This window comes from Algoriphagus sanaruensis (assembly GCF_001593605.1).
GTDB lineage: Bacteria > Bacteroidota > Bacteroidia > Cytophagales > Cyclobacteriaceae > Algoriphagus > Algoriphagus sanaruensis.
This window is the reverse complement of sequence record NZ_CP012836.1, coordinates 1,552,420-1,566,453: the sequence shown is the minus strand read 5'-3', so window position 1 is coordinate 1,566,453 and position 14,034 is coordinate 1,552,420. Positions and strand designations below refer to the sequence as shown.

The 14,034-nt window shown below is 41.9% G+C and carries 13 protein-coding genes; 2 read left to right on the top strand and 11 right to left on the bottom strand.

Annotated elements, in window-relative coordinates:
- Positions 1-2 precede the first annotated feature (2 nt).
- The 8 genes from AO498_RS06980 to AO498_RS06945 all read right to left on the bottom strand — a co-directional run bounded on the left by AO498_RS06980 (position 3) and on the right by AO498_RS06945 (position 7,707).
- The gene (locus tag AO498_RS06980; protein WP_067545184.1) at positions 3-1,472 is read right to left on the bottom strand and encodes a cellulose synthase family protein; all 1,470 of its coding nucleotides are present in this window, start codon (positions 1,470-1,472) and stop codon (positions 3-5) included.
- Positions 1,473-3,017: a 4Fe-4S binding protein gene (locus AO498_RS06975; RefSeq protein WP_067545181.1), complete on the bottom strand. Its 1,545-nt coding sequence runs from the start codon at positions 3,015-3,017 to the stop codon at positions 1,473-1,475.
- Positions 3,014-4,366 carry an NAD(P)/FAD-dependent oxidoreductase gene (locus tag AO498_RS06970; protein WP_067545178.1) on the bottom strand — a complete coding sequence of 451 codons (1,353 nt, stop codon included), beginning with the start codon at positions 4,364-4,366 and terminating at the stop codon, positions 3,014-3,016. The genes AO498_RS06975 and AO498_RS06970 overlap by 4 nt, the downstream gene beginning before the upstream one ends.
- A 39-nt stretch (positions 4,367-4,405) precedes the next feature.
- Positions 4,406-5,167: a DUF547 domain-containing protein gene (locus AO498_RS06965; protein ID WP_067545174.1), complete on the bottom strand. Its 762-nt coding sequence runs from the start codon at positions 5,165-5,167 to the stop codon at positions 4,406-4,408.
- 81 nt (positions 5,168-5,248) lie between these two features.
- On the bottom strand, positions 5,249-5,755 hold the full coding sequence (locus AO498_RS06960; RefSeq protein WP_067545171.1) for a rhodanese-like domain-containing protein: 507 nt from the start codon (positions 5,753-5,755) through the stop codon (positions 5,249-5,251).
- A 51-nt stretch (positions 5,756-5,806) separates the two neighbouring features.
- Entirely contained in the window at positions 5,807-6,520 is a 714-nt protein-coding gene (locus AO498_RS06955) for a Crp/Fnr family transcriptional regulator (RefSeq protein ID WP_067545168.1), read from the bottom strand.
- Between the two features lie 72 nt (positions 6,521-6,592).
- Positions 6,593-7,069 carry a type I restriction enzyme HsdR N-terminal domain-containing protein gene (locus tag AO498_RS06950; protein WP_067545166.1) on the bottom strand — a complete coding sequence of 159 codons (477 nt, stop codon included), beginning with the start codon at positions 7,067-7,069 and terminating at the stop codon, positions 6,593-6,595.
- A gap of 32 nt (positions 7,070-7,101) precedes the next feature.
- A complete protein-coding gene (locus AO498_RS06945) occupies positions 7,102-7,707 on the bottom strand; it encodes a ComEA family DNA-binding protein (protein ID WP_236778645.1) in 606 nt (201 codons plus the stop codon).
- Between the two features lie 331 nt (positions 7,708-8,038).
- On the opposite strand from AO498_RS06945, the gene hemA reads away from it, so the two are divergent.
- A complete protein-coding gene (gene hemA / locus AO498_RS06940) occupies positions 8,039-9,307 on the top strand; it encodes a glutamyl-tRNA reductase (RefSeq protein ID WP_067545160.1) in 1,269 nt (422 codons plus the stop codon).
- Between the two features lie 83 nt (positions 9,308-9,390).
- The gene (locus tag AO498_RS06935; protein ID WP_067545157.1) at positions 9,391-10,959 is read left to right on the top strand and encodes a WG repeat-containing protein; all 1,569 of its coding nucleotides are present in this window, start codon (positions 9,391-9,393) and stop codon (positions 10,957-10,959) included.
- Between the two features lie 16 nt (positions 10,960-10,975).
- Here the strand turns inward: AO498_RS06935 and floA are convergent, their stop codons facing one another.
- The 3 genes from floA to proS all read right to left on the bottom strand — a co-directional run bounded on the left by floA (position 10,976) and on the right by proS (position 14,027).
- Positions 10,976-11,986, bottom strand: a complete 1,011-nt coding sequence (floA, locus tag AO498_RS06930) for a flotillin-like protein FloA (RefSeq protein WP_067545154.1) — start codon at positions 11,984-11,986, stop codon at positions 10,976-10,978.
- Between the two features lies 1 nt (position 11,987).
- Positions 11,988-12,446, bottom strand: coding sequence for an NfeD family protein (locus AO498_RS06925; protein ID WP_067550309.1), 459 nt, complete (start codon positions 12,444-12,446; stop codon positions 11,988-11,990).
- Positions 12,447-12,545: 99 nt separating this feature from the next.
- Positions 12,546-14,027 carry a proline--tRNA ligase gene (proS, locus tag AO498_RS06920; protein ID WP_067550307.1) on the bottom strand — a complete coding sequence of 494 codons (1,482 nt, stop codon included), beginning with the start codon at positions 14,025-14,027 and terminating at the stop codon, positions 12,546-12,548.
- Positions 14,028-14,034 lie beyond the last annotated feature (7 nt).

Here is a 14,034-nt window from a genome sequence, read left to right as displayed (position 1 = left end):
ATTTATCGACCGAGGCCGTAGGATTTAAAGGAGGAGACAAAGACCAAGGTATAACCGAAGGCGAGCATGGCATGAAATGGTAGAAACAGGAAATTTCCCTCACGGAATGCCAATCCCACCATCACCCAAAATACCATTGCCAAAAGCCCTTCAAACCACGTGGTAATCGGCATGCGATGCAGGATATATCGATTGGAGCTCAAAGAAACTTTCCCGGATTCGAGATTGAATTTTGGGGTGCGGATAAAGGGGGATTTTTTTCCGGTCAAGCCTTCCCAAACTGCTTGGGCATTGTGCAAAGCCAGCCCCATAGACACGGAAAGGAACAGCGGTAATTGCCAAATCACTCCGAAAAAGGAAGACAGAAATGACTTTCTGGCAATAAAATACGAGGCCAGATAAACGCCAGCAATCAAGACAAACCCAATCAGGAAAATCCCCGAAAGCCTTACCATCCACTCCGGAATCAACCCCTGCACTCCAGCCCACCACACGCCAATGCTACTCAAACTCGTCAGCAATACCGCAATGAAAATCGTGGAATTGAATAAATGGGAAAAGGAATGAAACTTGATCCGAAAAGGTAATTTTTCCTGACTCACCTTTCCTGCATGCTTTACGGCACATTCGGCCCCACCTTTTGTCCAGCGGAATTGTTGGGACTTCACGGCAGACATGATCGGTGGGAGTTCCGCAGGAGATTTGATCTCGGGGCGATAGACAAACTGCCAGCCTTTTCGCTGGGCCCGATAGCTCAAGTCCAAATCTTCCGTCAAGGTATCATCGTGCCAGTTGCCCGCATCGAGGATGCAGCTTTTTCGCCAGATTCCTCCTGTGCCATTGAAATTGATAAAAGCCCCTTGACGGTTTCGCCCCATCTGCTCGATGAAGAAATGCGCATCCAAGGCAAAGGCCTGCAATCGGGTCAAGAGTGAATAGTCTTGGTTCAAATGCGTCCATCGAGTCTGAACCATCCCGATTTTTTCCGAGGAGAAAAAAGGAATCGTCTTCAGCAAAAAGTCCGGATCGGGCACAAAGTCCGCATCGAAAATGGCAATGAATTCTCCTGAAGCTTGCTCCAATCCTTCACGAAGTGCTCCGGCCTTAAAACCTTTTCGAACCGTTCGATGCAAATAGCGGAAGTTGATTTCAGGGTATTCTTTTAGTTTGGCTTGGATCAAGTCCACAGTCTGATCGGTACTGTCATCCAAAATTTGGATTTCGAGTAATTCCTTGGGATAATTCAACTTTGAGGCAGCCTCAATCAATCGTTCGACGACATAGAGTTCGTTGTAAATGGGAAGTTGAACGGTGACTTTTGGCCAGCTGGAAGGCGTGACTTGAGGTGTGGAAACCCATTCTTTCCGGGCTTTCAGAAAATGAAACAACAAATGCCCCTGCGCCAAACTGTAAATCAGGATAAAAAGCATTCCCAAGAAATACAGTCCGCAAAGGAAATAGAGGATAATCATTTAGGCGTTGAGCTTGATGGAATCGTTGCCAATAATAATAGGCAAATCGATAATTCGGTTCTCTTCCGGCCCGTTTTCCAATTTCAACACCCCACGAGGACACACAGCGGAGCACACGCCACATCCAACACAGGAGGAGCGAACGATGTTTTGGCCTTTTTGGGCATACGCGCGAACATCAATTCCCATTTCGCAATACGTGGAGCAATTACCGCAGGAAATACACTGACCGCCATTTGTAGTAATGCGGAATCGAGACTTAAAGCGCTGAACAATCCCGAGATACGCCGCCAAAGGACATCCAAATCTGCACCAAACCCGATTTCCCATAAAGGGATAAAATCCCGTCCCCACTACTCCTGCGAAGGCAGAACCGATTGCAAAACCATAAAACGAATGGAGCTGATTGGTCACATTACCCAAAAAGCTAAAGCCGGAAAAGTAGTTGGCGATCGTCACGGCAGTAATCACCACTGCCAAAACCAACACGCTGTGAATAATCCATCGCTCGTATTTCCAGGCTTTTAGTGACTTGTCAGAAAGCTGACGAAAAGGATCTCCGACCGTCTCCGCTAAGCCTCCACATCCGCAAACCCAAGAGCAGTACCAGCGCTTTCCATAGAAATAAGTAAAAACCGGCACACCTACGATAATCAGTAAAATCCCCCAAATCAGCATAAACATGCCCATGCCTCCACCGGAGAGAAATGTAGAAATCTGGTAATCGTAGAAAAAATCATAATCGAGCGGCCAGATATTCTTGAAATCGAAATAAGGTTGATTTAAAAGGACGAGGATTTCGGGAATCAGAAAGGCAAAAGCCGTCTGGAAAAACATCACCGAGGCCGTGCGAAGTTGCTGGTATTTGTTGCCTCGGTATTTTCTAAACATCCGAACGCCCATCACCAAAATCGCCAGCGTATACACCAAGCCATACAAAAACCACTGGCTGGCAGGACCGCCGGAAAGCAATTTGGAAACAGGCTCAACCATCCAAACCAAGTTGACCAAATAGGCCGGAAACCAATAAAGCAAGATGTAAAAGAGAATCAGGTAGCCTCCGGTGATCATCCCCAACCAACCTTTATTTTTTAGTTTGGAGTGGAAAATTCCGTTGTTTTTAATTCCTGAAGGTTCATCGGAATACTGCCTGAAATTGTACAAATAACCTCCTAATGCAGCCAATCCGATGGATAAACCCAACCAAAGCCAAGGATTATCTCTGACTGGACTGCTTGCGGCAGCCTTGGCCAAGGCAAACCCATAATCATCCCAAATGACCTGATCCCAGAGTTGCTGGGCTTTCAAGTTGTCATTGTAGGTATTGAAGTTTTCTCCAAAAGCAGATAGAAAGGAGAAGTTAGACCCATATTCTTGACCGTACATCGGAGCGAGAATTTCGGCCATTTTCTCTTGATGGATATCTTTGGTATTGGCCAAAACCAATTCTTCACTCAGGGTATAGTTTCCCAAAAAAGGAACCGCCGTAAATACAGCCAATCCGATCAGAAACAATCCTAATCCTATTTTTTCGATCGTCTTCATACGCTTGCTCCGAATAGTTTTTGGATGAATGATTTTTTGGCAGGCTGAAAGTTTCCTCCGAATTGCTCTTTGAAGGCCTTTTGGATCTCCATGTAGTAAGGGGCAAAAAACTCCGGATCGAAGTTAGCTTTGTCGAGCTTGGCAATCACTTTTTCTCCAGACCACTTTTCCCGGATTGCCTGATCAAAGAACTCATGTCGGAGTCGGAAACCAAAATTGTTGATGCCGAGAATTTGACCTGCTGTATTCATGAACATGCGAAAGCAGACTTTTCCTGAGGAATGCTCCCAGTAGAAACTTTCGAGCTCCGAATCGTCCCATTTTGGTGGGACCGTGCCATAGGTTTGGTACTCGATATCCAAGAATTTGGCAGAGTTGAACCAAATCCCAGGTTGGTAGGGAACAGGTCTTTTGCAAAGGTTATGTGCCAAGGTTTCTCCATGCATTCTTCCCGTGTACCAGACTTGCTCGATGGTCCTTCGGTCGGCAGCTGGCGGATTTTCAAACTCCGCACAATCCCCGATGGCATAGACATCCGGGATATTGGTCTGAAAGAAAGCATCCACTTTCACTCCTCGATTCACCTTCAACTCAGTATTTCTGAGAAAATCCACATTCGGTGACACCCCTGCAGTCAATCCCACAAACTCACAGGAAATCTCTTCTCCCAATGAGGTGACAACTGCCCGTACTCGGCCCTTGGAATCAGATAATATCTCCTTCAATTCGGTCTCCAACTGTAAGTCGATATGATGCTCGCGGATATGTCTCCCCACCAATTCGGACTCTTCTTTAGGTAAAACATTATCCCAAAATCCTTTTTCACGCACCAAAAAAGTCACAGGGATTTTCTTGTAAGCCAGCATTTCGGCCATCTCAATCCCGATCAAACCACCGCCTACGATCACTGCCCGCTTAACTCCCTGATTCGTATTTTTCTCCATCAGCTCCAAATCCTGCTTGGAATACAAGCCTTGTACTCCCTCGAGATCCTGACCTGGCCAGCCGAATTTATTGGGTTTGGAACCGGTCGCGATGACCAAAATATCATAAGCCATTTTTTCTCCGGAATCAAAAACTAAAACATTTTCGCTAAACTCCACTTTTTGAACCCAAACCTTCTTCAATTCGATCCGATTTTTCTCCCAAAACCAAGACTCATAGGGTTGAGTATGCTCAAACTTCATGTGCCCCATGAAGACGTACATCAACGCGGTGCGGGAAAAAAAGTAGTCAGACTCACCAGAAATGACCGTGATTCGGGTATCCAAATCCATTTTCCGAACGTGTCGGGCTAGGGTAATTCCCGAAATTCCATTTCCAATGATGACAAGGTGACGTGCGGACATAGGGGTGAGTTGAAGGCAAAAGTTACCTAAAAATCCGGGTTACTCGTTGAGGTTCCAATTGTAATCTAGGTGAGAAACTTTAGCGTTGGATTTTATTTTTACTTTAGAGTATTGGTTGAGGAAGTCAATCAAACTTCCTTTTTTAGTAAAATCTCCTTGAAACCAAGAGAAAATAGAGGAAATCTGAACCTTTTCCGGATTGATTTTATTTCGAGTTGGATCATTGATAAACGCAACTGCTACTTTTTGAAGCTGGCTTTCTAACTTCTCTGCCATAAAGGCCTCGTTCAGTAAAGGGGGACACGAAACTGAAGCACAATTAATGGCAAAATGAATTCGAGGTTCGTCAAATTCCTTTCTTAAAATCGAATGCTCGATTTCATCTAAGCTGGACTCCACTCCACCGATTTTGAAAAACTTATAATGCCAAACATCCCTGATTAAGGGAATTTTCAATTTGGGACCCAAGTCACGAATACTTTGAGTCGGATAATTATCCACAATCAACTTTACCGTGAAGGCATTATAAGCATTGATCCAGTAGGCCAATTGCTGATTTTTAGACCAGATTTTGCGATCAGGGGCATTTTCGGATATCAGCTTTAGATATTGCTCCAGCTTGGCTTTGTCCTTGATGAATCCTTTGTAATCCACCATTCCGCTGGGTTTGACATGAGCTTTGACCAACTGATCCCAAATCTGGTGACTGGGCGGGGTGGTACCTGCCATGCCTAAGGAAGAACTTTGGCAAGAAAAAACTAGAAAGGAAAAGGCAAGTGCTACAATTTTCTGGAATGACATGAGCTGATTTTTTCTCGATATACGAAAGGAATAGAAAGGTAAGTTTTTTCAAAAATGATTTGTGTCTTTCACACGACACCATCAATCGTATACTTTTTCACCTTTAGTGAGCCAAATACCCCAAGGTTGGGAATAAGTATGGACTTGATTTGTTTTTGTACCATTCTGATAGACAGGATTCCCTTCATTTACCCAATGAATAATCCCTCCATACAGATTATAGACTTGCTTAAATCCGGCAGATTTCAATTTTTTCCCTATTTCTTCAGAACGAGCTCCCACTGTACAATAGACTACAACAGGCTTGTTTTTGTCTAAATCCGTGACATTTTTCAGCGAAAAAGTTTCAAAACCCACCCAAGTTGCATCTTGCAGGTGGCTTACCTCATACTCCTTCTTTTCGCGGGCGTCCAAAAGCTGATATGATTTTAAATCACTAAGCTGTTCAGGTTTTAGGACAGGAAATTCAGAATCGTATAAGCTGGAAAGTAAAGTTCGATAGGCAAGCGATTGGGTAAAAGCAAACCCGGGAGAAAGAAGGGCTAGAAAAAATAAAATTCGGGCTTTTGGGAAGACTTTATATTTCATAGAAAGAAAGTTCATAACCCAAAAACCCGAATTAGTACTTACGGGTTCTGATCAAGCGTAAAAATCTGACAGTCGTGCTAAACCACGGCGATCCTTGACGATGATTTTCTTACCATCCAATTCGATCAGATTATCTTTTTTAAATTCTGAGAGTAAGCGAATTACAGATTCTGTGGCGGTTCCAACAATTCCTGCAATTTCTTCACGACTTAAAATCAAATCGATCTTTTGTGAATCACCTCCTTCTACTCCATAAGAACTAGCAAGCTGAAGCAACACAAAAGCCAATCGCTCCCGAATACTTTTTTGGGTAGCATCAGTCAATTTATCCTCCATTACACCAAGTTCATGACTGAGTTGGCGAGTGACGCGTTTAAAAAACTCACTGTTTTTTAAGAGTGTACTGAGGAAAGTCTCTTTGGGAACGAAACAGATTTTGGCATCCTCAATGATCATTGCTGAATTGGTGTAATTTTCCTCACCCAGTAGTGCTGCATAGCCTAGAAAATCACCCTTTTGGGCTAGATGAAGAATTTGCTCTTTGCCATTGGAGGCTGTTTTGTAAACTTTCACAACTCCCGAATTGATACAGAAAATACCAAGCGGCTTGGTGCCTTCATAGTAGAGAATCTGGCCTTTTCGGTGAGAAATCAGATTTTTATGATCTGAAATAGTGCATAATTGAGATTCAGGTAAATCTCCAAAGAGAGAGTGCTTTCTGCTGACGCAAAGCTCACAGGGGGTATTGTGCGAATGGGAACTCATAATAATATTGCCGGGTAAAAATCAGTAGTTTAATTTACTAAAACACTGATTAAAATCATAAAACTAGCCACTTTAATTTGGACTTTTAGGTAAATCCTGAGATTGTAACAGTTTATTTTCTTTTTCAGACCAAGAAAAAACCAAGTGGTTCAACCCGTTACTTAAAATCAAATGTGGGCACTCGATCCGATGGAGGTAAGTCATTGCTTGGGAAAGAACTTGAGCATTGAGTTTGACTTCCGGAGCTTTACATTCGATGAGTAAGTACGGCAAGCCATTTCGATCAAAGACAAGGACGTCCGTTCGTTTTTGCAAGGAGTTGTATTTCATTCCCTTTTCGATTGAAAACAGACCTTTGGGGTAATTTTTCCCCAAAATCAAAAATTGAATCCAATGCTGCCGGACCCATTCCTCAGGAGTGAGAACAAGAAATTTTTTCCTTAATGAATCAAATATCCACCATTTATCTTCCTTAAAATCCAGCCGAGGTTCAAAGGTCGGAATGGTTAATTGGGGAAAGGGAAATGGCGGAAAATCTTCCTGATTCATGCCCCAAAGATGCAAATCTTTTGTCGAGTCGATCAATCAAAATCCAAATACGGAGAAATTTTTTGGACCCATTCAGGTTTAAAAATTTTAATCTTCAAAAGATCCTCAGGATTTGTATATCGGCCATGTTGATTCCTAAACGCCACAATTACCTTCGCCTCTCCATAACTGATGTAAGGATGTTTTGAAAGATCTTGGGTTTCTATGGAATTTATGGGAATCTTGGAATGGATCTGAGGTGAAAAATCAAAGTATTCCCAAATGGCCAGATAGGCCTCCTCCTTTAATCCAAATACCTCTTTTAATTGATCTGCATGATGCAACCCTCCCAATTGATCGCGGTATTTGATGATCCTGCCGGCAAGTTTTTCTCCTATTCCCGGTACAATTTGTAACGTGACTGAATCCGCTTCCCAAAAACTTATCGTAGTGGTATTTTTAACTCGATTTCTCTGATTTTGAGGCAGGGTGTCCCGAGGATCAAATCCCGGCAGAGGCGATGAAATGAGGACAAACCCTGCCGCCTCCAAACTATCAATCGCATGAAGGTATCTTTGAAAGGTTTTCTCCCCTTGTTGATCTTTGAATTTTCGAATTCCTGAAGGCAAAAAACCTAAGCCGACTAGAAAAGGTATCAAAATTAAAAATCCCCTCGTTTCCTTCGATGAAAAACCCAAATGAAGGCGAAACCAATAAAAAAGACGCTCTTTCATCCACAATGTATCTTAAAAGTGATCGTTTTCGATTTCATTCTTAGATCCCACATCTCCTGAGTATTTCCAAAAAATCAAATTGAAAAGCTGAATAACGGATAAGTTAAAAATAAAAATTCTCCAATTCAATAATTCAGCAAAAGGTCAAGATGGGTCTGTTGATTATTTAGACTCATTTCAAATTAGATTTTGATAAGAAGATTTGAACCCTCACAGCAGGATAGTCTGTTAAATTTGAATCGCAAAACTTGCCAAAATGCAAACCAAGTTTAGAGCCCTTAGTTTATCACACAAAACCGCCCCTGTTCAGATCAGAGAATTGATTTCCCTTGACGAGGAATCGATTCAGCGTATTTTGGTAAAGCTTAAGGATTTTTTCAGTCTTTCTGATGCATTGATCATTTCTACTTGTAACAGAACAGAAGTTTATTACAAGCACGAACTCGACTTAAGCACAGAAATCATCAAGCTACTGGGTCTTGAAAAAGGCATTACTGAGGTAGTCAATTACCTAGAATACTTTGAAACATTCAATCAAGATTTAGAGGCAATCACCCATTTGTTTCGAGTTTCCATGGGTCTTGAGGCTCAAGTGATTGGAGATATTCAAATTTCCAATCAAGTCAAAAGAGCTTACCAAACGGCTGCTGATCTTCAAATGGCTGGACCGTTCCTTCATCGGTTGATGCACACCATTTTCTTTACTAACAAGCGAGTGGTACAAGAAACAGCATTTCGGGATGGCGCCGCATCTTTATCCTATGCTACGGTAGAATTGATTGAGAGCATCACGGCAAACACTTATCAACCTAGAGTTTTGTTAATTGGGGTAGGTGAAATTGGAGAGGATGTGGCAAAGAACATGGTTTATCTTCCTGAGGCGAAAGTCAAAATCACCAATAGAACCAAATCAAAGGCCGAAGAGATCGCTACTCCACTTGGTTTTGAAGTCGTGGATTTCGAAAAGTCCTATGAGGCTATGGAGGAAGCAGATGTGATCGTCTGCTCTATCCAGAAAAACGAGCCTTTCATCACCAAAGAGCTGGTTAAAAAGTTTTCGATTCCTAGCTACAAATTATTAATCGACCTTTCTGTCCCAAGAAGTATTGAAACTTCAGTTGAAGATGTCCCTGGCGTGATTCTATATAATGTGGACAATATCCGAAGCAAGACATCTGAAGCTTTGCAGAAAAGGTTAGATGCCATTCCCGTGGTCGAGAAAATCATTGAAGAAAGTATCTCAGAATTCTACGATTGGAGGAAAGAAATGATGGTATCTCCCACCATAAATAAACTCAAGCAATCCCTAGAGCAAATTAGACAAGAGGAACTAAGCAGGTATTTGAAAAATGTGGAGGAAAAAGATTATGTGTTGATCGATAAGATCACCAAAAGTATGCTTCAAAAAATCCTCAAAGTCCCGGTGGTTCAACTTAGAGCGGCTTGTAAACGAGATGAGGCAGAAGAAATGATTGAAATTATTACCGATCTATTTGATTTAGAAAAGGTAAAAACTGAGAAATAAAAAAAGTATTTCAAGTGATAAAATGACCAGATGTTTTTAGAAAATGTCTGGTCATTTATCTTTAGGCTTCGCGTAAATTCTTCATGAAAAATAAATCCTTAGCATTTCCAGTTTTATTTCTTCTTTCCCTGATCCTTCCAATTTTAAGTCCGGCCCAAAGTTGGGAAGTCGTAGATCTCCAAGGCAAGCTCAAAACCAGAGCTCTTTATGAAAGGATTGAACTTTTGAGCGAATCTGTGCTAGTCGGAAAGACTGATTCCAGTCTTTACTTGCTTTCCGCAGATCTCAGACCGATGGTCAATCTTCAGGGCACAAAAATTCAACGATACCTCGAGCCTTGGATCTTAGTGGAAGGTCCTCAGGGAATTGGGGCATTTCATGAATATGGTCAAGCAGCTCTTCCCCTTGAATACGAAGAAATTGAAACCTATTTCAATATTCTTTTGGCACGAAAAGGAAATTCCTATTGGATTTACCAAAAAGGAACTGGAAAGACAATCTCATTAGGTCAACTTGATCATGCTAAAATCACCCATCATGGGATGGTGATTACACGAAAAAATGGAAGCTATTTTTTACCTCTTTCAGCTGATCCCTGCCGCCCGTATTTGTCACTTCAAGAAAATGACGGGAACTTCCTTCTTGCCAAAGAACAATCTGGATTTGGCTTAATCAATCGGGAAGGAAATTATGTGATGGACCCTATTTTAGATGAATTGGAACATACCCAAGGGGATTATTTTTATGGTCGAGACGAAAATCAATATCTATTAGTAAGAGGCGATGAATTGCAGGCTCAAGTGAATTACAACTCCTACCATCAAATCACCAAGGAAGGTGATCTGATGCTGGAATATATCCATGGAAAGCTGCGAAGAATCATGGAAAAAGGAGGAATCCTCCTTGATGTAGTGGGAATGGAGCAAGTTGATCTGATCGAAAAGGGCCTCTATTTTGTCCGATTTAGAGATCAAAAAACGGGATTGATAGGATCCAAAGGATGGTTGGTTAATCCTCAATCAGATGCAGAATGGATAGGAAAAGGATCAGAAGGAATGTTTCCCGCTCGAAAAAACGGCAAAATCGGATTCATTACTTCAGATGGAGCATGGGTAATTGAGCCTCAATTTGATGAGACCTTAGGGTTCGCTGAAGGGGCAGCTGTAGTACAAAAAAATGGAAGCTGGCAACTCATTTCCAAGGAAGGGCATCTTCTTGGAATCAGCAATTGGCAAGAAATCAAACCTGTCAATAAAGGAATTGCTATTGCCAAGGCATCAAATGAACATTTCCTAATTGATCAATCTGGAAACAAGCTTACTTCCATCGGATATGAAAAGATTTGCCGCCTTTCCAACGGTCTTTTCATAACTGAAAATCAAGGTAATCGAGGATTACTTGATCGTTCAGGAACTGTTCTTTTCCCCACGGAATTTGAGTCTATCCAACCTGAAAACGAGGACTTTATTCTTGTTTCTAAAGAAGGAAAATCTGGTGTTATTTCTAGTAATGGAGAGGTGATTTTTCCATTGGACTACTTGGAAATCATCCTGGATTGGTCCAGAAATCAGGTTCTTTTAAAAAGTAAATACGAACCGGTTATCCTAATTCCTGAGGAACCTACAACACGGAAAAAGAAAAAGGGAGTCTAATTTGACTCCCTTCGATTTATTTCTTTTCCGATTTCGAACCGCCACTGTCTTTGGTGTCCTTATCTGAATTTGCGATGGCGTCACGCATGGACGTATCTGCTTTTACATTCTCCATTTTGTAATAATCCATCACGCCAAGGTTACCAGTTCGAAAGGCATCTGCAAGCGCTTTTGGCACTTCGGCTTCCGCCTCAATTACTTTCGCTCTCATCTCGACCGATTTCGCGCGCATTTCTTGCTCTAAAGCGACAGCCATTGCACGTCTTTCTTCAGCTTTGGCTTCAGCCACCTTCAAATCCGCTGAGGCTTGATCAATCTGAAGTTTTGCTCCGATATTGGTTCCGACATCAATATCTGCAATATCGATGGAAAGAATTTCAAAAGCAGTACCAGCATCTAGTCCTCGCTGAAGAACAAGCTTGGAGATTTTATCAGGATTTTCTAGAACTGACTTATGGGTAGCAGCCGAACCAATCGAGGTTACAATTCCTTCCCCAACCCTTGCTAGGATTGTCTCCTCACCAGCACCACCAACCAATTGTGCGATATTAGCTCGTACTGTCACTCTTGCTTTTGCGATCAATTGAATCCCATCAGCCGCCACTGCTGCTACACTTGGGGTATTAATCACTTTCGGATTTACCGAAATCTGAACTGCCTCAAACACATCACGGCCCGCCAAATCAATGGCTGTTGCTTGTTTAAAACTTAAATTGATATTGGCCTTGTCTGCAGAAATTAAAGCACGAATAACGGCGGGTACATTTCCTCCTGCCAGGTAATGCGTTTCCAATTCATTGGTAGTAAGCTGAAGACCCGCTTTTGTGGCTGTGATCAAGGAGTTGACAATCACACTAGGGGGAACCTTCCGAATTCGCATTCCAATTAACTCCCCAATCCCTACACGAACATTGGCAAATTGAGCAGTAATCCAGAGATTGACCGGAACAAAATAGAGGAAAATGAATAAAAGAATGACCCCTGCAAATGCAGCGATCAAGACAAACATTGAACTTGAAGCATCCATATTATTTTACTAAAATTTTATTGTTTTCGATTTTAATGATTTCGACGTCATTCCCTACTTCTATAAATCCTTCTTCTGATTTGACTTCAAAAAGTTGATCCAAAAATGAGGCTTTACCATAAGGCTTGATATCTGATACTGCTTTCCCCTTCATTCCAATTTGAAGACCTTCTGTTCGACCATCAAAAGCCCCACCGTTTAAGGCGTCTTTCAAGGAAAACTTGTTCCAAACTCCAGACGAAAAGCCATAGGCTATGGCCGCCACATTAAACAAGGCCGCAATTCCTGTTATCCAAAAGGCCAAGGTTTCATCAAATGTGATAAAAGCGTAACCTACTCCAGCGCAACTAACCAAGAATCCCAAAATCCCGACTACCGTTGTTCCTGGAATAAATAGAACTTCTACCAATACTAAAATGAGCCCGATAACAAGTAAGCTGGATAGAATTAAGATTTCCATTTGAAAAGGGAAAGAATGAAACCTAAAATACAACAAAGCCGGAGAACCCAAAGCTAAAAAAAGAAAAACCCGGAAAAATCCGGGTTTAGCCAATTTCGATTAATAAGCTTTTGCGAAATAAACCCTTCCAGCGGAAGGTTTGCCAGTATAGACGCAAACTCCCGATTCGTCTTTTCGATCCAGTGGTATACAACGAATGGTTGCCTTGGTCAATTCCTTGATTTTTTCTTCAGTTTCTGAAGTTCCATCCCAGTGCGCAGAAATAAAGCCTCCTTTAGATTCAAGCACTTCTTTGAATTCCTCCCATGAATTTACTTCCGTGGTATGTTGTGCTCTAAAATCAAAAGCCTTCTGATAGATAGAATGTTGAATCTGATCCAGAAGGGAAGTGATTTTTTCTGCTATTGGCATTTCAGCCAAGGCAAAAGATTCCTTGGTCAAAGTATCTCTTCTGGCAATTTCGATAGTTCCATTTTCTAAATCTCTTGGACCTAAAGCAATGCGCACCGGAACTCCTTTTAATTCATATTCAGCAAATTTCCATCCCGGTTTTTGAGTATCACGATCATCAAACCTTACCGAAACGCCAACTTTTCTTAATTCAGCCATAATCTCTTTGGCTTTTACAGAGATTGCTTCAAGCTCGGCTTCTCCACGATAAATCGGAACAATCACCACCTGAATAGGTGCTAATTTCGGAGGAAGGACAAGACCATTATCATCTGAATGGGCCATAATTAATGCTCCCATAAGTCGAGTACTAACACCCCAAGAAGTCCCCCAAACATAATCTAACCCACCTTCTTTGGTAGCAAACTTCACATCAAAAGCCTTTGCAAAATTTTGTCCTAAGAAATGTGAAGTTCCTGCTTGTAGCGCTTTTCCATCCTGCATCATCGCCTCAATACAAAGCGTTTCATCCGCTCCAGCAAATCGCTCGTTTTCTGTTTTTCTTCCTTTTACCACCGGAACAGCCATATATTCTTCAGCAAACTGAGCATAAACATTCATCATTTGAATGGTTTCATCCATCGCCTCCTTGGCAGATGCATGTGCTGTATGTCCTTCTTGCCAAAGAAATTCCGCTGTCCGTAAAAACAAACGAGTACGCATTTCCCATCTAACCACGTTAGCCCATTGATTGACCAATAGAGGCAAGTCTCGATAGGACTGAATCCAATTTTTATAAGTGCTCCAAATTACTGTTTCGGAAGTTGGCCTTACGATGAGTTCTTCTTCAAGTTTGGCCTCAGGATCCACAATTACACCGGAACCATCCTCGGCATTTTTGAGTCGATAATGGGTGACAACCGCACACTCCTTTGCAAATCCCTCCACATGTGAAGCTTCTTTGCTGAGGTAGCTTTTAGGAATAAACAGTGGAAAATAAGCGTTGGTATGTCCAGTTTCTTTGAACATTTTATCCAACTGAGCCTGCATTTTTTCCCAGATAGAATATCCATAAGGCTTGATAACCATGCAGCCACGAACTGCGGAATTTTCAGCCAAATCGGCTCTTTTCACTAATTCATTATACCAAAGCGAATAATCCTCGCTGCGTTTTGGAAGTCCTTTACTCATTCGATTG